This window comes from Mariprofundus ferrinatatus (assembly GCF_002795825.1).
GTDB classification, from domain to species: domain Bacteria; phylum Pseudomonadota; class Zetaproteobacteria; order Mariprofundales; family Mariprofundaceae; genus Mariprofundus; species Mariprofundus ferrinatatus.
In genome coordinates this window covers 1007694-1033298 of record NZ_CP018800.1, presented here as the reverse complement: position 1 = coordinate 1033298, position 25605 = coordinate 1007694, and the positions used below count along the sequence as shown (strand labels likewise).

29 protein-coding genes are annotated in these 25605 nt (G+C 51.2%); 14 read left to right on the top strand and 15 right to left on the bottom strand.

Translation table 11 applies throughout. The features are described from left to right. The first annotated feature begins 58 nt into the window (after nucleotides 1-58). Together ilvC and Ga0123462_RS04970 are read left to right on the top strand one after the other, a co-directional pair. Entirely contained in the window at nucleotides 59-1075 is a 1017-nt protein-coding gene (gene ilvC / locus Ga0123462_RS04975; protein ID WP_100265289.1) for a ketol-acid reductoisomerase, read from the top strand. Between the two features lie 156 nt (nucleotides 1076-1231). Beyond that, on the top strand, nucleotides 1232-1600 hold the full coding sequence (locus tag Ga0123462_RS04970) for a c-type cytochrome (RefSeq protein WP_100265288.1): 369 nt from the start codon (nucleotides 1232-1234) through the stop codon (nucleotides 1598-1600). Nucleotides 1601-1891: 291 nt separating this feature from the next. Here Ga0123462_RS04970 and Ga0123462_RS04965 read toward each other — a convergent pair whose 3' ends face one another. Beyond that, nucleotides 1892-2524 carry an rRNA large subunit pseudouridine synthase E gene (locus Ga0123462_RS04965; RefSeq protein WP_100265287.1) on the bottom strand — a complete coding sequence of 211 codons (633 nt, stop codon included), beginning with the start codon at nucleotides 2522-2524 and terminating at the stop codon, nucleotides 1892-1894. Between the two features lie 248 nt (nucleotides 2525-2772). On the opposite strand from Ga0123462_RS04965, the gene Ga0123462_RS04960 reads away from it, so the two are divergent. Both Ga0123462_RS04960 and Ga0123462_RS04955 read left to right on the top strand, forming a co-directional pair. Continuing rightward, nucleotides 2773-3549: an oxygen-binding di-iron domain-containing protein gene (locus Ga0123462_RS04960; RefSeq protein ID WP_100265286.1), complete on the top strand. Its 777-nt coding sequence runs from the start codon at nucleotides 2773-2775 to the stop codon at nucleotides 3547-3549. Between the two features lie 6 nt (nucleotides 3550-3555). Continuing rightward, complete coding sequence (locus Ga0123462_RS04955) at nucleotides 3556-5574, top strand: PAS domain-containing hybrid sensor histidine kinase/response regulator (RefSeq protein WP_100265285.1); 2019 nt, start codon at nucleotides 3556-3558, stop codon at nucleotides 5572-5574. Between the two features lie 36 nt (nucleotides 5575-5610). Here Ga0123462_RS04955 and nhaA read toward each other — a convergent pair whose 3' ends face one another. From nhaA to thiS, 4 genes are all read right to left on the bottom strand, one after another. Continuing rightward, nucleotides 5611-6783, bottom strand: a complete 1173-nt coding sequence (gene nhaA / locus Ga0123462_RS04950) for a Na+/H+ antiporter NhaA (protein ID WP_100265284.1) — start codon at nucleotides 6781-6783, stop codon at nucleotides 5611-5613. Between the two features lie 109 nt (nucleotides 6784-6892). Then, complete coding sequence (gene hemE, locus Ga0123462_RS04945; protein ID WP_100265283.1) at nucleotides 6893-7960, bottom strand: uroporphyrinogen decarboxylase; 1068 nt, start codon at nucleotides 7958-7960, stop codon at nucleotides 6893-6895. 164 nt (nucleotides 7961-8124) lie between these two features. Then, nucleotides 8125-8904 (bottom strand): thiazole synthase, encoded by a 780-nt coding sequence (locus Ga0123462_RS04940; protein ID WP_100265282.1) that lies wholly within the window; start codon nucleotides 8902-8904, stop codon nucleotides 8125-8127. 111 nt (nucleotides 8905-9015) lie between these two features. Then, nucleotides 9016-9225 (bottom strand): sulfur carrier protein ThiS, encoded by a 210-nt coding sequence (thiS, locus tag Ga0123462_RS04935; RefSeq protein WP_100265281.1) that lies wholly within the window; start codon nucleotides 9223-9225, stop codon nucleotides 9016-9018. Nucleotides 9226-9354: 129 nt separating this feature from the next. Between thiS and Ga0123462_RS04930 the strand changes: the two genes are divergently transcribed. Genes Ga0123462_RS04930 through accC form a run of 4 tightly spaced genes read left to right on the top strand, consistent with a single transcriptional unit; the run spans nucleotide 9355 to nucleotide 12089 of the window. Next, the gene (locus tag Ga0123462_RS04930; RefSeq protein WP_232726646.1) at nucleotides 9355-9804 is read left to right on the top strand and encodes a hypothetical protein; all 450 of its coding nucleotides are present in this window, start codon (nucleotides 9355-9357) and stop codon (nucleotides 9802-9804) included. Then, a complete protein-coding gene (gene aroQ, locus Ga0123462_RS04925) occupies nucleotides 9801-10271 on the top strand; it encodes a type II 3-dehydroquinate dehydratase (protein WP_100265279.1) in 471 nt (156 codons plus the stop codon). Before Ga0123462_RS04930 ends, aroQ begins: the two co-directional genes overlap by 4 nt. 1 nt (nucleotide 10272) lies before the next feature. Beyond that, nucleotides 10273-10728: an acetyl-CoA carboxylase biotin carboxyl carrier protein gene (gene accB / locus Ga0123462_RS04920; RefSeq protein ID WP_100265278.1), complete on the top strand. Its 456-nt coding sequence runs from the start codon at nucleotides 10273-10275 to the stop codon at nucleotides 10726-10728. A gap of 11 nt (nucleotides 10729-10739) precedes the next feature. Further along, a complete protein-coding gene (accC, locus tag Ga0123462_RS04915) occupies nucleotides 10740-12089 on the top strand; it encodes an acetyl-CoA carboxylase biotin carboxylase subunit (protein ID WP_100265277.1) in 1350 nt (449 codons plus the stop codon). 143 nt (nucleotides 12090-12232) lie between these two features. Here the strand turns inward: accC and Ga0123462_RS04910 are convergent, their stop codons facing one another. The 4 genes from Ga0123462_RS04910 to Ga0123462_RS11470 all read right to left on the bottom strand — a co-directional run bounded on the left by Ga0123462_RS04910 (nucleotide 12233) and on the right by Ga0123462_RS11470 (nucleotide 15742). Beyond that, nucleotides 12233-13777, bottom strand: coding sequence for a 2-isopropylmalate synthase (locus Ga0123462_RS04910; protein ID WP_100265276.1), 1545 nt, complete (start codon nucleotides 13775-13777; stop codon nucleotides 12233-12235). Nucleotides 13778-13970: 193 nt separating this feature from the next. Continuing rightward, the gene (gene pssA, locus Ga0123462_RS04905) at nucleotides 13971-14771 is read right to left on the bottom strand and encodes a CDP-diacylglycerol--serine O-phosphatidyltransferase (RefSeq protein ID WP_100265275.1); all 801 of its coding nucleotides are present in this window, start codon (nucleotides 14769-14771) and stop codon (nucleotides 13971-13973) included. Further along, a complete protein-coding gene (locus Ga0123462_RS04900) occupies nucleotides 14761-15444 on the bottom strand; it encodes a phosphatidylserine decarboxylase family protein (RefSeq protein WP_100265274.1) in 684 nt (227 codons plus the stop codon). The genes pssA and Ga0123462_RS04900 overlap by 11 nt, the downstream gene beginning before the upstream one ends. 118 nt (nucleotides 15445-15562) lie before the next feature. Beyond that, nucleotides 15563-15742: a hypothetical protein gene (locus Ga0123462_RS11470; protein ID WP_198507403.1), complete on the bottom strand. Its 180-nt coding sequence runs from the start codon at nucleotides 15740-15742 to the stop codon at nucleotides 15563-15565. 33 nt (nucleotides 15743-15775) lie between these two features. Between Ga0123462_RS11470 and Ga0123462_RS04895 the strand changes: the two genes are divergently transcribed. Continuing rightward, nucleotides 15776-16591, top strand: coding sequence for a cyclic nucleotide-binding domain-containing protein (locus tag Ga0123462_RS04895; RefSeq protein ID WP_198507402.1), 816 nt, complete (start codon nucleotides 15776-15778; stop codon nucleotides 16589-16591). Nucleotides 16592-16596: 5 nt separating this feature from the next. Here Ga0123462_RS04895 and Ga0123462_RS04890 read toward each other — a convergent pair whose 3' ends face one another. The 6 genes from Ga0123462_RS04890 to Ga0123462_RS04865 are packed head-to-tail and all read right to left on the bottom strand — an operon-like array spanning nucleotide 16597 to nucleotide 22166. Further along, entirely contained in the window at nucleotides 16597-17835 is a 1239-nt protein-coding gene (locus Ga0123462_RS04890) for a hypothetical protein (protein WP_100265272.1), read from the bottom strand. Next, nucleotides 17819-18517 carry an ABC transporter ATP-binding protein gene (locus Ga0123462_RS04885; protein WP_100265271.1) on the bottom strand — a complete coding sequence of 233 codons (699 nt, stop codon included), beginning with the start codon at nucleotides 18515-18517 and terminating at the stop codon, nucleotides 17819-17821. Before Ga0123462_RS04885 ends, Ga0123462_RS04890 begins: the two co-directional genes overlap by 17 nt. A gap of 10 nt (nucleotides 18518-18527) precedes the next feature. Further along, nucleotides 18528-19766, bottom strand: a complete 1239-nt coding sequence (locus Ga0123462_RS04880; protein ID WP_100265270.1) for an ABC transporter permease — start codon at nucleotides 19764-19766, stop codon at nucleotides 18528-18530. Continuing rightward, complete coding sequence (locus Ga0123462_RS04875) at nucleotides 19763-20983, bottom strand: ABC transporter permease (RefSeq protein ID WP_232726644.1); 1221 nt, start codon at nucleotides 20981-20983, stop codon at nucleotides 19763-19765. The genes Ga0123462_RS04880 and Ga0123462_RS04875 overlap by 4 nt, the downstream gene beginning before the upstream one ends. Beyond that, nucleotides 20983-21741, bottom strand: a complete 759-nt coding sequence (locus Ga0123462_RS04870; protein WP_100265269.1) for an outer membrane lipoprotein-sorting protein — start codon at nucleotides 21739-21741, stop codon at nucleotides 20983-20985. The genes Ga0123462_RS04875 and Ga0123462_RS04870 overlap by 1 nt, the downstream gene beginning before the upstream one ends. Before the next feature lie 59 nt (nucleotides 21742-21800). Continuing rightward, nucleotides 21801-22166, bottom strand: a complete 366-nt coding sequence (locus Ga0123462_RS04865; RefSeq protein WP_100265268.1) for a DUF6164 family protein — start codon at nucleotides 22164-22166, stop codon at nucleotides 21801-21803. Nucleotides 22167-22413: 247 nt separating this feature from the next. On the opposite strand from Ga0123462_RS04865, the gene Ga0123462_RS11610 reads away from it, so the two are divergent. From Ga0123462_RS11610 to Ga0123462_RS11615, 5 genes are all read left to right on the top strand, one after another. Then, the gene (locus Ga0123462_RS11610; protein WP_100266495.1) at nucleotides 22414-22863 is read left to right on the top strand and encodes a type IV pilin protein; all 450 of its coding nucleotides are present in this window, start codon (nucleotides 22414-22416) and stop codon (nucleotides 22861-22863) included. Nucleotides 22864-22964: 101 nt separating this feature from the next. Next, nucleotides 22965-23645, top strand: a complete 681-nt coding sequence (locus Ga0123462_RS04855) for an ABC transporter ATP-binding protein (RefSeq protein ID WP_157821274.1) — start codon at nucleotides 22965-22967, stop codon at nucleotides 23643-23645. Beyond that, nucleotides 23630-24451, top strand: a complete 822-nt coding sequence (locus Ga0123462_RS04850; RefSeq protein ID WP_157821273.1) for an ABC transporter permease subunit — start codon at nucleotides 23630-23632, stop codon at nucleotides 24449-24451. Before Ga0123462_RS04855 ends, Ga0123462_RS04850 begins: the two co-directional genes overlap by 16 nt. After that, on the top strand, nucleotides 24448-25122 hold the full coding sequence (locus Ga0123462_RS04845; protein WP_100265265.1) for a hypothetical protein: 675 nt from the start codon (nucleotides 24448-24450) through the stop codon (nucleotides 25120-25122). The genes Ga0123462_RS04850 and Ga0123462_RS04845 overlap by 4 nt, the downstream gene beginning before the upstream one ends. Next, nucleotides 25104-25604 carry a type IV pilin protein gene (locus Ga0123462_RS11615; protein WP_100265264.1) on the top strand — a complete coding sequence of 167 codons (501 nt, stop codon included), beginning with the start codon at nucleotides 25104-25106 and terminating at the stop codon, nucleotides 25602-25604. Before Ga0123462_RS04845 ends, Ga0123462_RS11615 begins: the two co-directional genes overlap by 19 nt. The last annotated feature ends 1 nt before the right edge of the window (nucleotide 25605 follow it).

The following is a 25605-nucleotide window of genomic DNA, read 5'->3' as shown; positions in this document are numbered from 1 at the left end:
AACGTATATGCTGCGCCGCCTTGAATTTTAGAACAAACATTGTACAGGAGAATGCCTCATGGCTCTAAACGTCTATTACGATAAAGACGCAGATCTTTCCATTATCCAGAACACCAAGGTAGCTATCCTCGGTTACGGTTCACAGGGTCACGCCCATGCCAACAACCTGAAGGATTCTGGCGTTGATGTTACTGTCGGCCTGCGTGCCGGATCCGGCTCTATCGCCAAAGCTGAGGCCTGTGGCCTGAAAGTTGCCAGCGTTGCTGATGCTACAGCGAATGCCGATCTGGTAATGGTACTGACTCCGGATGAGTTCCAGTCCGACCTGTACAAGAACGAACTCGTGCCTAACCTGAAACAGGGCGCAACACTTGCTTTTGCACACGGCTTTGCGATCCACTACAACCAGATCGTACCACGCGCCGATCTCAACGTGATCATGATCGCACCAAAAGCTCCGGGACACACTGTTCGTAACGAGTTCGTCAACGGCGGCGGCATCCCTGATCTGATCGCAGTTTTCCAGGACGCATCCGGTAACGCGAAGGATATCGCCCTCTCCTACGCATCTGCGATTGGTGGTGGCCGTACCGGCATTATTGAGACCACATTCAAGGATGAGACCGAAACCGACCTGTTCGGTGAGCAGGCAGTTCTGTGTGGTGGTGCTGTTGAACTGGTGAAGGCCGGTTTTGAAACCCTCACCGAAGCGGGTTACGCGCCTGAAATGGCATATTTCGAGTGCCTGCATGAGCTGAAACTGATCGTTGATCTGATGTACGAAGGCGGTATCGCCAACATGAACTACTCCATTTCCAACAATGCCGAGTATGGCGAGTATGTAACCGGTAGCCGCGTAATTAACGAAGAGTCTAAAAAGGCGATGCGTGAGTGTCTGAAAAACATCCAGACCGGCGAATACGCCAAGCAGTTCATCGTTGAGGGCGCGACCAACTACCCGTCCATGACTGCCATGCGCCGCCTCAATGCTGCTCACCCGATCGAAGTGACCGGCGCCAAGCTGCGCGGCATGATGCCTTGGATCAAAAAGATTGTGGACAAATCCAAGAACTAATTGGTTCTGAATCCAGTCAAAAAGGGAGCCTTCTGGCTCCCTTTTTAGTTTTTGCGCCCCAACCCAGCCTGACAATCAGCAGTGCAATTATTGCACGTTTACATATAATAATTTCATAATATGCTACTTCCATTATTCCAGTCACAGGAGCGTGATATGAAAAAAAGCACGATGATCATTACAACCGCAGTAATTATGAGCAGCGCCTTTGCCGTCGGCGAAGCCGTCGCCGGAGCCGAAGGCAAGTGTAAAGCGTGCCATACATTTGAACAGGGCGGCAGCAGCAAGGTCGGCCCTAACCTCTTCGGAATCATGGGTAAGAAAGCAGGCTCAGCTGAGGGCTTCAAGTATGGTAACTATCTTGCAAGCGCAGACTTCGTCTGGAATGAGGATAACATGAAGGCTTGGATTGCAGATTCAAAAGGGATGGCGAAAGATGCCGGAGGCAAGACCAAGATGAATTCCCAGAAAGTTGAAGGCGCAGCGGCAGATGAGGTCATCGCATTCCTGAACAGCCTGAAATAAACGAATTCATTCAGACAAAAAAGCATTAAAAAGGGAGGCCCGCTGGCCTCCCTTTTTAATGCATGACAAAGAACAGAATCAATCAATCGCACCTGTAGAGTTAGGCCTGTGTGCTGCCTTGATAGCGATCGCACTGAAACAGTGCCGGCACCCGTCGGTCATCGAATCCTTCACCATTTCCGGCTCATCTATCTTCTCCCTTTCGCGCCCGGGCCTGTTAACCCCCTTGAAAAGCAGGCGCCAATTCTTGCTTCAACCTCAAAAAATGACCGGACACCTAGCCTGAAAGAGTCACTTTCTCCCTTTAGAGCGGCGAAATTTCCCAACAGAAGAAGATGATTTCGGGGACTTTTTACCCATTTCTGGAAACAGCCCCCATAGCGATTGCTCCTCCACTTCTGAGCACCCCCCCGGCTTCAGCCCATCAAGCGTGATCGGACCAATAGCGTAACGGATCAGGCGTAGGGTCGGGAAACCGACCGCCGCTGTCATACGGCGAACCTGACGGTTGCGCCCTTCGCTGATCTTCAGTTCGATCCATGAAGTTGGAATTTCAGCCCGGTAACGGATCGGAGGATTGCGAGTCCATAGCATGGACGGCGGATCGATTTTTTTCGCTCTGGCTGGCCGGGTCATACCGTCTTTCAGCTCAACGCCATTCCGAAGCTTCTGGATCGCTTCAGTGGTGATCTCCCCTTCCACCTGAGCCCAGTAGGTTTTTTCCAGCTTATGCCTTGGATGGGCAATACGATGCTGCAGCTTCCCGTCATCCGTCAACAGCAGCAACCCCTCGCTATCACGATCCAGCCGGCCGGCAGCATAGATGCCGGGAATATCGATGTAGTCTGCAAGGGTTTCACGCCCCTGCTGGTCAGTGAACTGGGTCAGAACCCCATACGGTTTATTGAATCGGAATGCAGCCATGGATACCCCCAACTCTGGGTCAGCAGAGATGGCATCGCAATTCCGTATTATATCTTGAATCGAAATGGGGACCGCAGTTACGCCGACTTAACCCGCACACCTCACCCAACGTAATATTGCTGCGAATCTCTCATGGAAAAAGTTATTTAATTTTAAGCCTCAAGTATATTGGCGATAATGCGATAGATAGTTGATTGTGGATCACCCACCCGAACAGAAGGGGCTGGAGTGACAGGAGAGAAGAACAGATGCGGGGAAATTTGTTCGTAGATACAGGGATCGACATGATGAAGCCCACCCTTCTGTACCAGCAGGATGGCCATTCCATCTACTGGCTTGGCATCACTGATGACACCGCCTTCCGCTGTAATGCCTATCTGATTGTCGATGGCGAAGAGGCAATTATTGTCGACCCCGGCTCCAGGAGCTATTTCGAGCAGATTAAAAGCCGTGTACAACAGATCATGAATCCGGAATCGGTCTCCGGCATGATCCTTTGCCATCAGGATCCTGATGTTGCTGCCTCGATGGTAGACTGGCTGGCATTAAACCCGAAAGCCAAAGTATTCACATCGCCGCGTACAATGGTGCTACTGCCCCACTACGGCGAGATGGAGTTCACTGCTTTCGATATTGAGGAGAACCCTCGTTATCAGCTCTCTTCCGGCATGGCCCTGAGATTTATTACCGCGCCATTTCTTCACTCTCCTGCCGCATTTGTAACCTATAGTGAAAGTGCCCGTTTTCTCTTTTCAGGGGATATCTGGGCCGCCCTGACCACCGACTGGAATCTCGTCACTCAGGACTTTGAAAAGCACGCACTCAACATGGATCTTTTCCATATCGACTACATGGCATCAAATATTGCTGCCAAAGGCTTCGTCAATAAGATCGCCGATCTCCCGATTGATGCAATCCTGCCGCAACACGGCTCGATTATTGCCGGCGAGCATGTTCCTGCCGCGCTCGACTACCTGAGAACACTTCGATGCGGAACGGATATTGCATATCCAGAACTGGGATAAGTGCCAATGAGCTCTGATCTGGAACTGGAAAACAAAACACTTAAACAACGCGTAGAGCTTCTCGAGCAGGCCATGAAACAGTCAGCTCGAATTCGCCAGCAGTTCAATGATGCGGAGATTGCACTCAAGGAGAGCCGCAGCCGATACCGCTCCCTGATACAGCACGCCTTCGACGCCATCCTGATTATTTCGGCCAATGGCGATGTCCGTGAAGCCAATCCAGCTGCATGCAGGCTTTTCGCCATGTCTGAGCAGGAGCTGGCAAGGTTGAACATCGATCAGCTGATTCCAGACCTGAATCCCGGATCGATTGCCAGTAAGAAGGGACAGAAAGTCTGTGAACTTGAAGGGCGTCGAAAACATCTCTCCCCGCTTCCGCTCGAAATCACCGCATGCACCCTGAACCTTGAAAATGACCCATGCTATGCGGTTACCGCCCGTGATATTACCGAGCGAAAGCACGCCGAAGAGCTCCGACAGCAGATACAGCATGAGCTTGAGGCGCTTGTGGCCAGACGTACCAGCGAACTTAGCAAGCTCAACGCAGCGGTGCAGCAGGCATCCGAAATCCTCATGATTACCGCTCCGGATGGGACGATCGAGTATCTAAACGATGCCTTTGAAACGATAACCGGTATTCCAAAGCAGGAGGCTATAGGAGCAAAACCTTCGATTCTGCGCAGTTCACATCATGACAATGCCTTCTTTGAAAAGATGTGGAAAACCATCACCCGGGGCAACAGCTGGGAGGGGCGCATTATCAATAAACGAAAGGATGGCAGCCTGTATCCCGCACTCACATCTATCTCTCCTGTGTTTGATACCTCTTCCGATCAGATTTCCGGTTACGTATGCATTTCACAGGATATCTCCGAGCAAGAGCAGATGGAGCAGCAGATGCGTCAATCACAGAAGATGGAGGCCATCGGCACACTGGCCAGCGGCATTGCTCATGAATTCAACAACATGCTGGCCGGCATCCTAGGCAACCTCTATCTGATTAAAACGAGGGCAGCTCTCTCACCAAAGGCTGCCGGACAGCTCTCTGCTGCGGAGGAGCTCTCTTTGAGGGCTGCGCAGATGATCAAACAACTTCTCACCTTCGCCCATAAGGACTCTGCCAGCATGAAGCCGGTTAATCTCTCGCTCTTGCTTAAAGAGGCATACAAGATTTCCAGCGTCGCAATCCCGGAAAGCACCACGCTTAAAGGAGACTTCACACCTGAACCATTGACGGTACAGGGCGACGCCACACAGCTACAACAGATTCTGATTAACCTGCTAAAGAATGCACATGATGCATGTGGCGAGAGCGCTCTGGTTTCCGTCTCCCTTAAATCGTTCAAAGCAGATCGCTCATTTAGAGAGCAACACCCTCAAACCATAGCCTCGCACTTTGCGCTGCTTCAGGTGAGAGATAGCGGATGTGGCATTCCTACAGAGGATGTTGGGAAGATCTTCGAACCCTTTTATACCACCAAAGCAGCAGGAGAAGGCACCGGCCTCGGACTCTCCATGGTCTACGGGGCTGTCCAGCAGCACAACGGCATTATCGAGGTTGAAAGCACTCCCGGCGACACCTGTTTCAACATCTATCTCCCCCTGATTGAGAAGGCTGAAGAAAGTTTACATGTAAATAGACATGCTATTGAAGGCGGACTCGAAAAAATCCTTCATGTTGATGATGATGGAAACATCCGGGAAATCACATCTGAAATATTAACCAGCCTGAACTATAGCGTAGTTGAAGCCTGCAACGGAGCGGAAGCTCTAGAAATTTTCATGCAAAACCCAGATGAATTCTCACTGGTAATTCTTGATGTCGTGATGCCGAAGCTGGGTGGCGTTGAGGCCGCCAAGGCGATCCGCAGGATGAGGCCAGAGATCCCCCTCCTGTTCATGACAGGCTATGGTGAACAGCAGATAAATCCGGATGACTTGGATATGGGATCGGTTGCAGTGATCTCCAAACCTTGCAATATACCGGAGCTAAGTCGCACCATCAAAAATATTCTGCTGCAATAATTGCTTACGAGCTGTAATAACAGCCGTTCCTGCAATTCAGGATGATCGCCTTAATGAGTATTTCAGCCATAGATAACCGCACAGTGATGAGAGAATCGAGGCAATAATAATTCCCAGGCGTTCATCGAAGAAGCGATCATCACCACTACCCTCAAATGCGAGCGAACCAATGAAGAGGCTCATTGTAAAACCAATGCCGCATAAAATCGCCACACCATACAGCATTGACCAGTTCACACTGGATGGCAATTTGGCCAGGCCTGCTTTTACAGCCAGCCATGCAAATGAGAACACTCCGATCTGCTTGCCGACAAAGAGGCCGAGAGCGACACCGAAAGTTACCGGGTGCAGCAAGTTATCCATGCCCGTATTTCCGAGGTAGATGCCTGAATTGGCAAAAGCAAAAAGAGGCAGGACACAGAAGGCCACAAAACCGTGCAGGTCGTTTTCAAGTTCCTTGAGAGGCGCCCGACCGCTTTCATCTTCCGGAGCCAGTGGAATAAACATGGCCAGAAGTACGCCGGCCAGCGTGGCATGGACTCCGGATTTGAGAACTGCCACCCACATCACCACACCGACAAAGATATAGGGCACCAATGAGTAGACTTTCATACGATTAAAGAGTGCCAGTACAACGACAGAGATTGCGGCCACAATCAGGCTACTTGTAGCAAGATCCCCGCTATAGAAGAGTGCAATAATGATGATGGCCCCGACATCATCGAATATTGCCAGTGACACGAGAAAGGTTTTCAGCGCCACAGGAACCCGGCTGCCAAGCAGTGAGAGAATACCGAGCGCAAAGGCGATATCAGTTGCGGTCGGTATAGCCCATCCCGCCATGGTGTCCGGATTGTCACCGTTGATAACGATATAAATTGCAGCTGGCACAACCATGCCACCGATGGCGGCAAAGGCAGGTAGCGCAATAGCGCGTACAGATGAAAGTTCACCTTCGAGTATTTCCCGCTTCAGTTCCAGACCTACAATAAAGAAGAAAACGGCCATCAATCCATCATTGATCCAGAGCAGCAGCGGCTTAGCGATCTGCAGCGGGCCGACACGAACCTCGACCGGAACATCTAGCAGCAGGTCGTAATAATGCGACAGAGGCGAGTTTGCCAGCAGCATGGCCATCAACGCAGCACCGATCAACATGATGCCGCTGGCAGATTCAAGTTTCAGAAACCGGTTTATTGCAGAAATCATCAATCCTCCAAATAGCTGGCATCTGATGTTGCTACATAGTGATTAAAAAGAAATTAAAAAATAAAAAAGGCCGCTCAATGAGCGGCCTTTAAACAGGTTGAGTTCAGCCTTACTGGTGATATTTCACGGACTCTTCGCGTACAGCCTTGAAGAATTCGATCGCATGCTCAGGCGGCACGTCCGGAGTAATACCGTGGCCGAGATTGAACACATGTCCGTTACCATGACCGAATCGAGCCAGAATATCCTTCACCTCTTCGCGAATACGCGCTGGTTTAGCATAGAGCATGGTTGGATCCATATTGCCCTGCAGGGCTACCCTGTCTCCCACACGACGGCGTGCTTCGTCGATATCAATCGACCAGTCCAGCCCCAGAACATCACAGCCGGTATCGGCCATCGCCTCCAGCCAGCCCATGCCCCCCTTGGAGTAGAGGATCACCGGCACACGACGCCCCTCATTCTCACGGGTCAACTGCTCAACGATACGCTGCATATATTTCAGCGAGAATTCCTTGTAATCACGGGTGGTCAGGATTCCTCCCCAGGTATCGAATATCTGTACAGCCTGTGCGCCACTGGCGATCTGACCGTTCAGATAAGCCGCAACCGAATCAGCCAGTTTTTCAAGCAGCAGGTGCATGGTTTCAGGCTCGTTGAACATCATCGCCTTAACCTTGGAGAAGTTCTTGGAACCGCCACCTTCAACCATATAGGTAGCCAAGGTCCAGGGGCTGCCGGCAAAACCGATCAGAGGCACCCGACCATTCAGATCACGACGAATTGTACTCACTGCATCCATCACATAGCCAAGCTCATGGCTTGGATCATCCAGAACCGGAAGCTTCTCAACATCGGCACGACACTTGATCGGGTCAGGGAATTTCGGACCTTCTCCGACGCCGAAGGTAAGCTCCATACCCATCGCTTCAGGCACCACCAGAATATCGGAGAACAGAATGGCCGCATCCGCATCCAGAATATCAATCGGCTGCAAAGTCACTTCGGAACACATTTCAGGCGAGCGGCAGAGGTTCAGGAAACCGCCGGCGCGGGCTCTGGTTGCCCGGTATTCAGCCAGGTAACGGCCAGCCTGGCGCATCATCCATACAGGTGTGCGCTCGACATCCTCTCTAAGGCAGGCACGCAAAAATAGATCATTCTTCAATTCAGTCATTTTAATCCCTTTTCATGATTACCAGTGAACCATTAATAGATATCAGCTTGAAATATTGTTCGAGAACAAAGCGCAAGCGCTATCGCGGCGCGGAGTGTATATGAAAACGATCGAGCACCGAAGAGGCGATTGCAACAAAGGGGACCGAACAATCGGGGCGCTGATCAGTCCCAGATATAACCTTCAGTTGGCGATGATGCGCTCGCAAAGGCGCGCTTAGGCATGCGCCCTGCCAGATAGGCCATGCGCCCTGCCCTGACCGCATCACGCATCGCACGCGCCATCAAGCACTCATCCTTCGCCTCGGCAATTGCCGTATTGATCAGAGCAGCATCGGCGCCCAACTCCATCGCTTTGGCAGCATCAGAAGCTGTTCCGATACCTGCATCCACAACGATCGGAACGTTGGCACGCTCTTTAATCACACGAATATTAAACGGATTGGCCAGCCCGCGACCTGATCCGATCGGGTTTCCCAGAGGCATTACTGCAACGCAGCCGATCTCCTCAAGCCTGGTGGCCACAATCGGGTCATCATTGGTGTAGACCATCACTTCAAAGTTTTCGGCAACCAGAGTTTCAGCCGCTTTTATCGTCTCGACAACGTTGGGGTAAAGGGTCTGCGTATCACCTAGCACCTCAAGCTTCACCAGATTCCACCCGCCAGCTTCACGTGCCAGACGCAGGGTGCGCACTGCATCTTCAGCATTAAAGCAGCCAGCGGTATTGGGTAAAATGGTGTACTTTTTGGGGTCAATATAATCGAGAAGGTTCTCCTTGCCCGGGTCGGTAATATTCACGCGACGTACAGCCACAGTAATCATCTCCGCTTCTGAAGCCTCGGTGGCCTCTTTGGTGGTTTGAAAATCTTTATATTTACCGGAACCGACAATCAGTCGCGATTTGAATTCAAAGCTACCAACCTTAAAGATATCTTCAGACATGAATCAAAACTCCCCTTTCCCCATCCATGAGGGATTTAGTAAGCATTTCAAAAACACCTTTGAAATGCGTTAGAGGCTGCAGGCAGAAGGCCCTGAGCCGTTGCAACCAAGTCATCCGCCACCGATCATGTGTACCAGCTCTATACGATCACCCTCTTTCAACAGGGTGGCATCATATTCACTCTTGGGAACAACTTCGAGATTGCATTCAATAGCGATCATGCGTTTTTCAAGACCCAACTCAACAACCAGTTCACTCAGTGATCCAGCATGCACCGTGCGGTCCTCTCCATTTAGATGTATGGTAATTTTGTCAGCCATGTCACTCTCACTGAAATTTACAAAAACCAACCACAATGAACCTTTTTTGGGCTGGAATCGATCATTTTTTACCAGTTTTCACTTTCAACCCGATTGACCCAGTTTATGCGAACACTTAGTGTGAGGCACATGCTAACAGCAAGCGCCAGCGCACCCAACACCCGGCAAGGCAGTGCAAAGTCGACTCCAACTCCCGACAACTGGTTTGGTGTTGCAGGAGGCATGAGTGCAGCCAAACAGGCGATAGCAGATAGCCGCTTTGAAAAAGCTGAGCAGATCCTGACTGAAATGCTTGAATTCGCGCCTTCTGAAACAGCAGGCTGGAAACTACTTGCCCGTGTACAGCGCAAGCTTGGTCATATTGAAGCGGGCATTGCAAGTGCCGAGCGCGCTCTGCAGCTGCAGAATGCCAATGCGACAATGGAACCGCCAGTATCTGCAACGCTGGCCAGGCTTCTCTGGAAGCAGGGCGAGAGGAATCAAGCGCATGAAATGCTTGATATACTTATTGCCCGCCAGCCCGAAGATCATGCGCTTGTCATGCTCAAACATGCCTGGAACCAGGAGTCCGATTCATGAAAACTTTGCGTATTCTTGTGATTCATGGACCCAACCTGAACTTGCTCGGCACCCGAGAACCCGGGCATTACGGCCACACCACACTTGCTGATATCAACCAGTCATTGATTAACCTGGGCGACTCCCTCGGCCTTGAAGTCACCACATACCAGAGCAACCACGAAGGAGAGCTGGTTGACCGCATTCATCAGGCTGCCAGTGAGAGTATTGATGGCATCGTCATTAACCCTGCCGCCTACACACACACCAGCATTGCACTTCGTGATGCCATGCTTGCGACCAACATCCCGTTTATAGAGGTGCATCTCTCCAACATTCACCGTCGTGAAGATTTCAGGCATCGCTCTATGCTGGCAGATGCCGCCACAGGTATCGTGGCCGGATTTGGGGGAACATCGTACCTTCTGGCGCTGCGCGGGCTGCAAGATCACTTATATCAAATTACAGAACAAAATAGAGGAGAATAACTTGGATATTTCCCAGATTCGCAAACTTATCAAACTGATTCAGAGCTCGGATGTTACCGAGATTGAGCTGACTGAAGGCGGCGAAACCATTCGCATTTCTCGCCAGGGCAGCCCTGTGGTTTCCGTAGCCCCTGCCCCGGTTGCAGTTGCTGCGGCCCCTGCTGCGGCCCCTGCCACTGCTGCGCCTGTTGCCGAGGAGGCATCTCCGAGCAATGAGCATCAGGTAACGTCTCCAATGGTGGGTACATTCTACGCGGCTTCGAGCCCCGATTCGGACGATTTTGTCACCGTTGGGCAGAAGGTAAAGAAAGGTGACACACTCTGCATTATTGAAGCGATGAAGATGATGAACGAGATCGAATCTGAGTATGACGGCGTTGTGGAAGCGGTTCTTGTTTCCAATGCTTCGCCGGTCGAGTACGGCCAGCCTATTTTTGTTATCACACCACTGGGCTGATCGGGGGAACCATGTTTCACAAAATTCTGATCGCCAATCGAGGCGAAATCGCCGTACGTATTATCCGTGCCTGTAAAGAACTGGGAATCCGTTCGGTAGCGGTCTACTCAGAAGCAGACCGTGATTCGATGCATACAAGGCTTGCTGATGAATCGGTCTGTATCGGCCCTGCTGCCAGCAATCTCTCCTATCTGAATATTGCAGCCATCATGGCTGCTGCAGAACTCACTGATGCCGAAGCCATCCATCCAGGCTTCGGTTTTCTGGCTGAGAATGCCGGATTTGCCGACATCGTCATTGAATCGGGGCTGACATGGATCGGCCCAAGACCTGAATCGATGCGCATCATGGGTGACAAAGTAACTGCCAAGAAGAAAATGGCAGATGCAGGCGTGCCACTTGTGCCGGGTTCGGACGGTGCAGTCAAAGATATCGAAGAGGCCAGAGCCATTGCCAAGAAGGCTGGGTTCCCGATCATCATCAAGGCCTCTGCCGGCGGTGGCGGTCGCGGCATGAAGGTGGTTCACTCTGAAGCATCGCTGGCCAATGCATTCCAGATGTGCAAAGCGGAAGCGGGTGCAGCCTTCGGCGACGATACGGTGTTTATCGAAAAGTTCCTTGTAGAACCTCGTCATATCGAAGTGCAAGTACTCGGTGATACCCACGGCAATCTTGTACACCTCTTCGAGCGCGAATGCTCCCTGCAACGCAACAACCAGAAAGTTATTGAAGAAGCACCAAGCCCCTATCTCGACCCTGAAACACGTGAGAAGATATGTGCGGCAGGACTTGCTGCTGCCAAGGCAGTTGATTACGTCGGCGCAGGCACCATTGAATTCCTCATGCATGCAGACAAGTCATTCTATTTCATGGAGATGAATACCCGGATTCAGGTAGAACATCCGGTTACAGAATGGATTACCGGCGTTGATCTTATTGAGTGGCAGATCCGCGTAGCGGCAGGTGACAAGCTTGCCTTTGCGCAGAAGGATCTGAAGATCAAGGGTCATGCGATCGAGTGCCGTATTAATGCGGAACATCCGTTTAAATTCACACCATCACCGGGAACAGTGGAGCTCTATCACGCTCCGGGCGGTCGCAGTGTGCGTGTCGACTCACAGCTATACACAGGCTATAAAATCCCTCCGAACTACGACTCAATGATTGCCAAGATCATCACCCATGCCCGCGATCGTGAAAAATGCATCCGCCGCATGCAGCGCGCCATTGATGAACTGGTAATTCTGGGCGTAACAACCAATCAGGAACTGCATCACCGCCTACTGGCCAATCCAGCTTTCCAGAAGGGTGAATTCAACATCCATTTCCTGGAGAAGTGGTTGAACCAGATGCACCTGTAAACGGGGGTACAAAAAAGAACAAAGGCCGGGCATTCGCCCGGCCTTTTTCATTCCACCAGAGTGGGGCTTTAGCAAGCATTTGAAATTACATTTTCAAATGTGCATCAGGTATCGGGCAGGAACCCAATACCGCATCAGTAGAATCAGACGCCTGAGTACTGTGCATGCACCTCTCTGGCATGCATATTCGGAAGCTTATTGAGCGCAGCAATCAGTGCCTTGGCCGATGCCACGACAATATCGGTATCCGATCCCTGACCGTTCACGATGCGATCGCCATCCTGCAGTCGTACCGTCACCTCACCCTGCGCATCTGTGCCGGCGGTAATGGCGTTCACGGCATAGAGCAATAGTTTTCCGTTAGGCTCCACCAGCGACTTGATCGCCTTGAATGCCGCATCAACAGGACCGTCACCCTCCGCAGTTGCTTTATGGCGCTGACCTTCAATTTCGAGTTCCACAGCAGCCACAGGCGTGTCGTTGGTTCCGGAGGCAGCATGCAGATTAAGCAGTTTGACGCGCTCGTGATCAATGCCTGAATCGTCTGACAGAATGGACATCAGGTCCTCGTCAAAGATATCTTTCTTCTTATCCGCCAGTTTCTTGAAACGCTCAAACACCACGATCAGGCGCTCGTCATCCAGTTCCACACCCAGCTCAACATAACGGGACTTCAACGCTGCACGACCTGAGTGTTTGCCCAGCACCATACGATTAGTAGACCATCCTACAGACTCAGGGGTCATGATCTCATAGGTTTTCTTATGCTTAAGCACACCATCCTGATGAATACCTGACTCATGCGCGAAAGCATTTGCACCGACAATCGCCTTGTTCGGCTGAATCGGCATGCCGGTAATCTGGCTAACCAGCTTCGAAGTCGGCACAATTTTCGTTGTGTCGATACCTGTATTGATATCATATCGATCCGACCGTGTTTTCATGATCATCACGATCTCTTCCAGTGAGGCATTACCTGCCCGCTCACCAAGGCCGTTGATGGTGCACTCCACCTGACGCGCACCGTTTTCAATTGCAGCCAGGGAGTTGGCAACAGCCAGGCCAAGATCATTATGGCAATGTACCGAGAATATCGCCTGATCCGAGTTGGGAACACGTTCAATCAGGCTGCGGATGCGCCAGCCGAACTCATCCGGCGTCATGTACCCGACAGTATCCGGAATATTGATCACGCGAGCACCTGCAGTAATCACCGATTCAACGATCCGACAGAGGAAATCGATTTCGGATCGACCCGCATCTTCCGCTGAAAACTCCACCTCAGGCGCCAGAGAGCGGGCCTGTTTCACAGCAACTACAGCACGCTCAACCACCTGATCCGGCGTCATGCGCAACTTGGCCTCCATATGGATAGGGCTTGTCGCAATAAAGGTGTGAATTCGGCCATTATCCCCAGCCGGTTTCACAGCTTCGCCTGCACGGGCAATATCGCGTTCCGCCGCACGGGCAAGACCTGCGATCTTCGGACCATGAATTTCACTGGCAATGCGATGAACCGCCTCGAAGTCACCCGGTGATGCAATCGGGAATCCAGCCTCGATAACGTCAACACCCAGTGCCGACAGAGCGTGCGCCACGCGCATTTTTTCATCGATATTCATTGAGCAGCCAGGTGACTGCTCGCCATCTCTTAACGTCGTATCAAATATATAGAGACGATCTGACATCATGTTCTCCTATCACCCTTCAAATCCAGCACAAACAAAAAAGGCCGCGGAATTCCGCGGCCTGTACATCATCAGCTAACTGTTAATCAGCAGACGCACAGACCCATTCGAAGTAGCAGGTACTTCGTTGCAACAGCAAGATTTGAAAAGCATCTCTTCATGGCCCAAATTAGACCACCAAGGCCGTCATCGGTCAAATCCCGTCATTACCATCCTGCTCCGAGTCGCCTTTCTGCTTTCTATCCAGTTTACGCCGCTGCCGGTACTGACTCACACGTCTGTTCTGCCACAAACTCATAATCGGCCCATGCAGGCAGTAAACAAACAGTATACCGAATGGAACACGGTAAGGATCCACGGCAATCAACCCAATCACCAGGATCATACCCACCAGCATACCGGTAGAGCGGCGTTGTTTCAGATCGACATCCTTGCCTGATACAAAACGAACATTACTCACCATTAACCAGGCCAGAGTAAGTGCCATAAAGAACCAGAGCCATGGCCATGGTTCAACACGAGAATCAACATGATAGAGCACGGCTGTCGCAATCAGCAGCGCAACACCCGGTGTCGGCAACCCCTGAAAATAACGCTTATCCTGATGCTCCAGCTGCACATTAAATCGCGCCAAACGTATTGCCGCCCCGGCCACCAGGAAGAAACCACCCAGCCAGGCCAGCTTATGCAGATCGGGCCCAAGGTTCACCAGTGCCCACATATAGAGAAGCACGGCAGGCGCCACACCAAAGGAGAGCATATCGCAAAGGGAGTCATACTCTGCACCAAATGATGTTTCGGCGTGCAGCAACCTGGCCACTCGCCCATCCAGCATATCAAAAATTGCAGCAGCAAGAATTGCCCATGCCGCAAGCTCAAAGCGGCCTTGTACTGCCGCGATCAGTGCATAAAAGCCTGCAAAAAGACCCATCGTGGTAAACAGGCTCGGTAGCAGATAAACGCCTCGGCGTGTCACCTCCCCCTTAATCGGCATCACTTTCTCCTCTCACATCTTTCTGCTTGCGCGCAACTATCGTCACACCAGCCGTAACATGATCGCCCACTTTCACATTAAGAGTGTAGTCAGCGGGAATTTCACAGTTCACACGCGACCCGAACCGTATCATGCCGATGCGCTGGCCTGCTTCAACATGGTCCCCCACTTCAACGTAGGAGACGATACGTCGTGCCAGAAGGCCGGAAACCTGGGTAAAAGCGATTTTTGCACCGTTATCACACTCCATCTCAAAACGATTACGCTCATTTTCATCGCTGGCGTGGTCGAAACTGGCATTGACGAACTTGCCGGGAACATACTGCATATGGGTAATCCGTCCCGCCAACGGAGCCCTGTTCACATGCACATTAAACACATTCATAAAGATATCGACACGCTGATGCCCCTGATCAGTTATTTCAGATCTAATCACTTTTCCATCTGCAGGGCAGACAAACAGGTCTTCACCCTGAGGCACACTACGCTCAGGGTCCCTGAAGAAATTCAGTTCAAACAGTAGTAAAACAAACAGCAGAGGAGCAATCACACTCCAACTCAGTGCCCAGGCAACAAGCAAGAGAATAGTGGTAGGTATAACAAAACGCCACCCCTCTGGGGCGAATGGAATGGAACCGCGTGGTTTGCCGAAAAGAGGAAGTTCTTTTGTCATGGCGCAAGGATAGCGACAACCATGGCCGTACCCAAGCAATGTATGACATTCAAAAAAATCGGGCTATGATATGAGCATGTCACTGAATGAAGTAAAGTTAATGCACAGCTATCTGAGATTACATCACGTTTTCCCGGATGACTTGCATATTGCCCGCCCATTGATCCAGATGTTGCAGAAAACGGATAGGATTAAAGAGGCGCGCGCATTCGCCCTTCAGATGGCCAGGAAGATGCTCGCTATCGGGAAACCAGGCTTTGCCACTGGCTTTCTTGCCCTCTGCAAACAGCTCAACCACCCGAACCTTGAGGAGATTGAGGCACTCTCTAACATGGCAGAAATCACCCAAGCAGGTGGCGAGGAAACTGGCGGAGAACGAGCCAAACTTTTTGAACTGATTAATCAGCTTTCCGACTCTGAAGCACTTAATTTTATTAGTCAGGCGAACCTGATCAGGGTAAACATAGGAGATAATATTGTCACTCAGGGTGAAGCCAGTGAAACCTTTTACCTTATTCTGGAAGGCGATGTGGACGTCCAGCTTGAACTGAAGAATGGGGGCACAACCACGTTGAAAACACTAGGCCCCGGTGACTTCTTTGGAGAGTTCGCCTGTGTTTACAAGTTAAAGCGCTCAGCAACCGTTACAGCCAAAACCCAAACCATACTTCTTGAGTTCTCAGCACAATCTGTTTTGCAGCTGATGAAAGAGTTCCCGATAGCCGGAGAGTATCTAATCCAGACAGTTCAGACCAGAATGGTGCATGCTACAACACACTTCATGCCTGCATTCTCTGAACTGCCTGAAGAGGACAAACAGTGGCTGGTTGAAGAGTCTGAAGTCAATGAATACGCCGGAGGAGTCGAAGTTCCGGCATCAGCACTACTCGACTCAGCTTGCCATGTTATTATATCCGGAACAGCTGAAGTATATATGAGCAATGGAAAAACCCTTTCTCTTTCAACTGGTGATATGTTCGGCTCCATTAGTCCATATATTGAGATTCCAGCCGACGCTGTTATTCGCACCAGGGATCGACTGCTCATCTGCGAAGTTCCGGAGAAAATATTCCGAACCTTTATGAATCTTTACGCATCATTTGAAAAGCAAGTTAAACATGAAGGGGAAAAGCGAAAAGCTTTATAGCCCATCTAAAAGTAGCTTCGCACCTCAATGCTCATCGAACTTGGATAGAGACCGAATTCACTACGGATGCTCCCTCCAACCGGCCTTTTCCCTTTTGCAAATGCTCCGCTGATGGCAAGCTCAGACTCATCACTAAGTGAGTAGAGTGCATAGGCCGCGATCAGGGCTGAGTTATCACCCCAGTTGTAGATCAGGGTCATGTCGCCGTTTAACAGTGGTGTGAATTCAAAGCTCGCACCGATTGCGCTGTAATGGCGTCCCAAATAATAGCTCTGCGCAAGCAGAGCTGTGTTATACGCAGAAGTGCTATTCGCCCCTCCACCATGATAGAACTGCTCTGCACGCAAGGTTAAACTGTTCTCCCAGCGGTGCTCAATACCAAAGGCAAACTCGATGCGGCGCTTTAACCCGGCCTGATCGGGAATATTCACATGCCCCTCTCCTCTGATTCCAAGCCATTCGAAAAGTTCCCCCTGAAAATCCGTACCGATCACAATATCTTTTTTTACAGTGCCGGCTAACAGTGCCAATTCGAAGTCACCAACAACGCCCGAGGTGCGAGCCAGATAGGAGTTACGGGCAGCCGTATTAGCGTTACTCCAGCCATTGTCACTGACCGGATCAGCGCTGTAACCAAGGACAGAGATCAGTGAAATCTGTGAAAGGTCAGCCAGCTGAATATCCGCCCGCAATGCATCTACGCCCGGCTTATAGGCACGGAAAAAGGCCTGAGCGGCGAATGGGGCAAAGAAGTCGTTGGGGGTGAAAAAGAAGGTCGCGGCAAGGTTCACCGGCTGACGACCGATCTTCAGATTCAGCTTTTGGGAAGCGTACTGCAAATTCAGCCGATCGATCAGGAGATGAGCGCGCCGGGAATCGAAACTCCAGTCCAGCAGATCACTGCGTTCAACATCGCGCAGTACGGCGAGGTTGCTGCCACCGTTCTGCATATCCAGAGGGACATAGTTCTGAACCGCATGCATCTCAAAACTGAACGCCCCGCCAAAACCGGCATCCATCATAAGGCGGCCTGAAGCTGCCGCACCCGCAATTGAGCTCTTGTTGTAATAAAGAGGGTTGTCGGGATTGTTCAGCCAGAGTGCCGAGCCAGTAAGCATGGCCCGCATCTCGACTTCGCTGTCACTATCATGCCAGGAGTAGAAAGCATGAGCCGGTTGTGAAACGGCAACAACCAGTAACAGCGAAAATATCAGCGTTCGAAGGAGGCTAATTCCTGATCTCATCCGACTCGATCTTGCCGTCATGCAGCGTGATTATGCGCCTCGCACGATCCATTACATGCTGGTCATGGGTTGAAAAGAGAAAGGTGATGCCCTTTTCACGGTTAAGCTTCTGCATGAGATCAAGCAGTGCCTCGGCCGTATGCGAATCAACATTGGCGGTCGGCTCATCGGCCAGAACAATCGCAGGATCGGTTACAATGGCGCGCGCTATCGCCACCCGTTGCTGCTGACCGCCACTCATCTCATCGGGCCTGCGATGTTCCAGCCCCTGAAGCCCCACTGCCGCCAGCGTTTCCATCACCCGCTGCCTGCACTCCGCTTCACTGACACCCTGCAGATTGAGCACGAACTCGGCATTTTCGTAGGCGGTCATCACCGGAATCAGGTTATAGGCCTGAAAAACAAAGCCGATACGATCCCGGCGAATTCTGGAGAGTTCGGTTTTATCCATCGTTGAGAGGTCGATCCCGTCCACCAGCACACTACCGGAGGTAGGCACATCAAGGCCTCCGATCAAATTCAGAATACTGGTCTTGCCTGATCCTGAAGGGCCGCAAAGCACGGCAAAATCGCCATTCTCGATCTCAAGGGAAACATCGTTCACCGCATGCACATCGACCTTCCCCTGGCGGTAGGTTTTCAGGACACGCTGCATCTGGACTATATGTTCACTACTACTCATCTCATCGCCTTCATATCGTTTTCAGGCTATCCACCGGTGGTACACGCCCTGCCCGCCAGGCCGGATAGAGGCCGGCCAGCAGCGCCAGCATAAAGAGCGTGCCGAGAATGGCTATAATGCTCTCCTTGAACAGCCTTGCTTTGAAAACAGGATCAACCAGCACGCCGCCATAACTGAAATCGTCTCCGAAGGCGCCGGTAAAATCGATACCGTAATGATAGAGGAAATAGTACCAGGGCGCGGTTATGATTATACCCAGTATCAGGCCAACTATGGAGAGCCAGAATGACTCCACCATTACCAGCTTGAACAGCACCTTCGGCGACATGCCGACCGCCATCATCACACCAAACTCTCGGGTGCGCTCAAGTACGCTCATCAGCATAGTATTAAGAATACCTACAGAAATCAGCAATCCGACAAGAAACTGGCTGATATAATTGCCGGCCTTGTCGAAAGCGATCACTGCAGCAAGATCCGGCTGCGACTTTTTCCATGTCAGTACGGCAACACCGCCTGCTTCCGGAAGTGCTGCAATCCTGTCACGTACCTCCTCGGCATGTCGCTGATCCTTGATGATCACAGCAACCACCGTGGCCTCGTCAGGCGCATAACTTAATGTCTCCTGCACAGCGGCAATCGGCAGCAGCGCCAGGATCCCATCAATCGTATCCTCTCCGGTAGTAAATATTCCGGTTACCCGTGCAATGTTACTGACAATCTCACCTGTCGCATCGGTCGTCGTGTAAACCACCTTTTTGCCAATTTTAACCTGCAGCTTTTGGGCCAGTCTGCTGCCAATTACGATCCCACGGCCATCACGTTCAGTGAAAAGGTCCCCTTCAACAAGTGAGCGCACCAGCAGGTTGTTTTCTGCTGTTTCAAAAGCCGGATCGACGGCAATAAAGGCACCGCCAACACTCTTGCGGGCACTGGCAAACATCGCCTGTCCGGTGATGCGGACCGTGGCATCAGAAACATCATCCAGCGCAGCAATTCGTTGACGCAATGCATCGACACCGGAGAGCCTTTTATCGAGAGTCGGTTTAAGATGATAACCGACCGGTTCCACCGTCACATGACCCATGCCCATGCTCGCACCCGTATCGATCATATTGGTATAGGTGTAGTCGCCCGAGCCGGTAAAGGTAACCGCCAGCATCACACCAAAGCCTATAGAGAATGCCGTAATCAGCGTCCTCCGCTTTCTGCGCCAGATATTGCGCCATGCCAGCTGGTTCAGGTTCATCGGAAGTAGATTGCCTTGACCGGCCTCAGCATAGCCGCTTTAACTGCCGGGTAGATCACCGCCACTGCGGCTATAATGAAGAGAAAGAGTACCGGATAGACCAGCGCCTCTGTTGTAATCGCCGCATACCATAGTGGATCAAATGCGATGCCGCCATAAGCGATCGACTCCGCCATGGATGAGAGGTCAATGCCGTGAATCCGGTAGTAGTCAGATACCCACCAGCCACCGGCGAGCCCCACAATAGAGGCCAACAGGGTAAGAATGAATGTTTCTGCAAACACAAGAGCAACAAGTTGCCAGGGGGAAACACCGAGCGCTTTCATGATGCCGAACTCATGTATCCGTTCAAACACATTCATCAGCATCGCATTGAGTACCACGGTAGCCACAGCAATATAGAAGATCACCAGCATGATCATGATCTGCACATCAGCCGTCTCGATCATGCGCGCAATTACCGGCATCAGCTGTTTCCAGTTTTTCACCTCAAGCCCTTCCGCCAGCGCCTCAACCCTTGCGGTTTCAGCGCTCAGATCCGTTGTCCGATCCGGGCGAATGATCACTATCTCATGCACCCCCTCAGGAATCACCAGCAGATTACGTAGTGTCTGCATCGGCATGAACATACCCATTCGGTCGATACCATCGGATACGGACTTAAGCACCCCCCTTACCCGGAACAGTTCATTGGCCATATAGCCGTCGGAACTCTGACCGACGAACACCAGTTCATCCCCCAGTTCAACGCCAAGCGTGCCTGCCAGTTTCTTCCCCAGAACCACGCCTTTGCTTTCACTTTCATCCAGCCACTGACCACTGCCGACATGCCTGTGCAGTTCGGTGACCTTCACCTCCTGCTTCAGGTCGATGCCGCGAAGGTGCACGCCGCTTGATGCCATCTTTGCAGCCAGAAGCCCGTAGCCGTAGATGCGCCCTGCTGCCCGGAACCCCTCCCTCTCAATAGCTGCAACCAGTGCTGTGTCGTTATCGATTCGGGTATAGAGGTCAGGATCATCCCGGTATCCGTGTGCATGAATCTGGATGTCGCCCATATTCATCGAGACCACACTGCGCTCGCTACCCTGAATCATCCCCTCCATCAACGATGCAAAGAAGATCATAATCAGGCAGGCAAAGGCCATGGCCAGCATTGTCACCAGTGAGCGATGCCAGTTCCTGCGCACATTCCTTGATGCAAGAGTAAGGATTCGCATCAGCGACGCTTCAGACTTGAGATAGAGAACATCTCGTCGCTGACCGGAATGTCCAGTTCAAGTTGTTCGTAGATAAATTCAGTGTACTCATCCGGCTTGTCAGCCGGAATAACGCGGAGAACCGCAGGCCTCTCCATGCCTCCGAGCATTTTCATACCGGAGAATGTGAATGTGCGCGCCAGCTCCATATCCTCATCGTAGTAATACTCTAGCAATGGTGTGTAGCTCTCAGCCATGATGATAAGCTGCAATTTCCCCCATACCACTGGCGCATCCGGTTTTGGCGTCAGCGTAAATTCGATTATGTTTCGGCCATCTCTTTCACCTTCGAAGCTGATAAGCGCATCATAATCCTCCTCCAGTCGCGCCTCTTTAACGAGATCATCATTGGTGAGATGGCTACCCATCCATGATCCCATCATCATGCCGCTGGTCAGGCGAATCGTTCGATCCGTCTTGGGAAGGTAGGTGTAGATGTGGTTCTCGGATTTAAGCGTCATTGTGCCTTTTTCGCGCAGCGGCTCTAACACGCGAAACAGCGTTTTTTCCTTGCCTTTGGACCATCCCTCCATACGCATGGTTCGGGTATAGTGTTCAGTTTTCACACGCATGGTGACCACAGCAAAGGAAGATTCGCCGCGCCAGAGGTCATCGACCATGTTCAGGATATAGCTCGTCCGCTCTTTGATCACCTTCGGCTCATCAGCATCGGCTGGTAGAGCCGAGAGTAGTAACAGCAAACAGATCAGAACTCTCATATCTACAGTTTAGAAGATGGGTGAAGAATATAAAAGCGAAGAGTGTGCAACAAAGGGGGTTATTTCCCGAAATTCAGAAACGGGCTAAGGCTTGCGTACAGTATAAACAGTGTCAGGAGCAGAAAAACGGCTACAAGCACAGGGTGCTGCCTGAATCTGTCGAGGAGTGTTGGCTGCACCCCCTGTTCTTTTCCTGCCTGGTACTCTGCTCGGGCCGCTGCATAACGTTCCTTTTGATATGCATCGATCAGATCCATCGCATGCTCCAGTTCTGTTTCATCATGCAGCCAGATTGCCGGTGTACCTACACCCCAGCCTCCGGCGTGGGTTTCGTAAAATGAAATACTATTTTCATGCAATAGCTGACGCACATCTTCTGCCTCATCTTCCGGAACATCCCTGAGTGTAAACAACCTGACAGCCATACGATTCCCCCACACAGCAACACTATGCGTAAACAGAGGCCAAAGAGAAACCTCTTCAGAGCTGAAACTATCTGGGCAGTTGACCACATCCAGTTTTGACACATGGAAGTGACGTTTTTTGTCACTATTGCCAGAATAATGCTATGGTATCACGAAATTTATTGGCATCATGCTTGCGATGAGATTAGTGAATTAGAGTGTACCAAGAAGGTGCAAAACATATATGGGAGATATTCAAATGACGAACATGATTAAAAATAATGAGAAGGGCTTCACACTGATCGAGCTGATGATCGTTGTGGCCATCATCGGTATTCTGGCAGCAATCGCGATTCCGCAGTTTGCAAGCTACCGCGTAAAAGCATTCAACTCTGCAGCACAGGCTGACCTGCACTCCGCACAGACCACGTTTGAGGTATTCTTCAACGATAACAATAAATACCCTAATGCTAATGCGGCAGCGTCAACCAGCCCACTTACTCTGACTGACGGTACCAACACGGCAACAATGAACCTCTCAAGCAGCGTATCCTTCGGTAGCACTGCTGGTACTGGCAACCAGACATATGGTGCCGCAACCAAACACCTTGCTGGCGATACAGTTTATAAAACCACCAGCGCTGCACCAACCATTACAAACGCAACAGGTACTGCTGGTACTGCTCTGGCAGCCGGCGATCTTCCTGCCGCGCCTTAATCGGCTTCTGCAAACAACAGAAAAGAGGGCCTTTGGCCCTCTTTTTTTATGCGCCGAGAACACTGCTTGAATCATCATCGCATTCATTGATAATCCGAAACATGCCCACCGTGCTATCCGTATCCTCTTTACATAAACGCTATCGTGAGAAGCATGCAGTTAAGAATGTGAGCTTCTCGATTCAATCAGGAGAGGCTGTAGGCCTGCTTGGCGCCAATGGCGCCGGAAAAAGTACGCTGATCAAATGTATACTGGGGCTTACCCGTTCCAGTGAAGGGAGCATTGATCATCCGGGCACCTCCCCCGCCTACCTCCCGGAACTTCCCCAACTGCCAACTTCGATCTCCGCCCTGAATCTGCTCCGCTTTAAATGTAAAGCATCGGGATTAATCCCGACACTGGCAGAGGAGAGCCTTGCAGCAATGAATCTGGCACCGGATGCCCGGAGTCGGCCAATCGGCCAGTATTCAAAAGGGATGCGCCAGCGCACAGCCCTTGCCCTGACCCTTTGTGGTGATCCACAACTGGTCTGCCTGGATGAGCCGATGTCGGGGCTAGATGCCCTTGGACGGGCCGAGGTATTGAGTCTGTTGGGTGAAAAGAAGCAGCAGGGAGCGGCCTTTCTTATGTCCAGCCACATTGTCTCCGACATGGTTCAGTTATGCGACAGGGTTCTGATCATGGCGCATGGCTGCATCTGCGAAGAGGTTCGTCTGCATGAGCACTCGCTTGCTGAAGCTAAAGTGCTCGAGGAGAAACTTGCCCGGTGGACCAGACAATGAACCAGCTGTTTTCACTGATCTGGTTTACCCTGAAAGAGATGGCTGGACAGCGCATCTACAAGACGATTCTGCTGACGCTGATCATCATTCCCTGGCTGATGCTGATCCCGACCTCCCTGTTCATGCTCGATCTGGGTAAAGTATTTATGGACATGCTGTTTGCATCACAGCATGCGTGGCTGTCGGCCTATCTTTTCTTTCTCGCCGTGCCTCTGCTGGCAAGGGATATTGAACAGGGCATATGCAGCATCTTCCTGACACTGCCGATGTCCCGTGAAAAATATCTCTGGGGGCGCTTTATCGGTGTTGTCAGCAGCATACTTCCCCTTCTTGTTTGCTATATCTCATCATCAATTGCCGCATTTATCTGGGCTGAAAGTACCTGGCCGGTGTATGTCAGCGCGAATGCCTCACTCTCTTTCAGCTTCGGAAGCCTTTTGATTCTCATGCCCTATCTCGCACTTGCAGCCATCCTCTTCCTGATTGCTGCAGGCGCAACCGGCTCAGCTGAGATCACCGTATTCCTCTTTTCAATATGGCTGATCTGCTGGTCTCTACCGCCGGTACTGGATGCCATGCAATCATCCGAAGTGGCCAAAGAGACGCCCGCATGGATAGGCATGCTGCTGCACAGTATTAACCAGCTCCTGCCCGATCTCTCCAGCAGCCAGATTTCGCTCAGACTGGCCCACAGCCTCCCTCTATCAGCAAGTTCAGTTATCTCTTACTGCCTTCAGCACATCGCCTATGCCGCAGTTGCCATTATGGCTGCCACAGCAGTGTTCAATCGTCGTGACCTGAAATGATTATCCGCCTGGCAATCGTACTCCTTCTGATTGCCGGCATCGCATGGGGGCGCACCAACACGCCGCCAAGACAGGAGTTTACGCCAATTCACTCTGCGCCATGGAGTGAGAAACAGGCGTTATGGTACCATGCAATGGCAGGTCCTGTTCCGGCTTTTGCAGCTGATCTTGCGGTACTAAACGTTTACAACATATATGCACAAGCCATGGCCCTGCCAGTTGAAAAGAGAGCCCCATGGTGGTCGGCACTAAGGTATGAACTCTATCTTGGACAGGAGATGGACCCATATTTCAGGGACATCTACCGCCTGACTGAAGGCCTGCTCGCCTATGAGGCGCAGGATATTGAGGAGGCCATTACCATCCTATCCATGAGCGAAACCTATATGAAAAGCTCTGACCCCCTGCTTGCAGCAGCCTTTCTGGCACATCAGGAACTGAAAAATGAGCAACTGGCCCTCTCTTTGGGTAAGCGCGCTGCCAGTCAACCCGACAGCACTCCTTTAGTAATGGGGTTTACAACCGCTATATTAAAAAGGCAGAGTGGATGCAGGGCTGCAATTGTTTTTCTGAAAAGCCGATTGGAAACCATGCCTGAGAAGTATCAGCAGGGAATCATCCGGCGCATCAGAAAGCTGCAGGAGGAGGAGGAATGCAGAGAAGGGATTTAGGATTCACGCTTATCGAACTGATGATCGTTGTAGCCATCATTGGTATTCTGGCAAGTATCGCCATACCCTCCTACAACAGTTACAGACAGAAAGCATATGTTTCTCAATCAGTGGCAGACATATTTCACATCAATCTCTTTGAGAATCAATTCTTCAACGACAATAAGGTTTATGTTGCGATTAATGTTGCTGACAAACAGGCAGATGGATTGATCAGTAAAAACATTACACTTCCAGATAGTAGCGTAGAACTATTTGAAATAAGAAGCCTCAGCCTTGATGTGAAAGTTGCAGCTAATGTTGATGCCAGCAAACAGACCATTGTCATCGGAGGTAAACACGATGCAAGCCCCACCATTGTAGCAATGGAACTTGAAGACGGTAATTATCGCAAAAAGAGCATTTCCGGTGCTTTTTCCAACGCTGATATACCTGCAGCAACGACTGGCAGTGATTTATCGTCGTGGGCGCTGTACCAGTAAC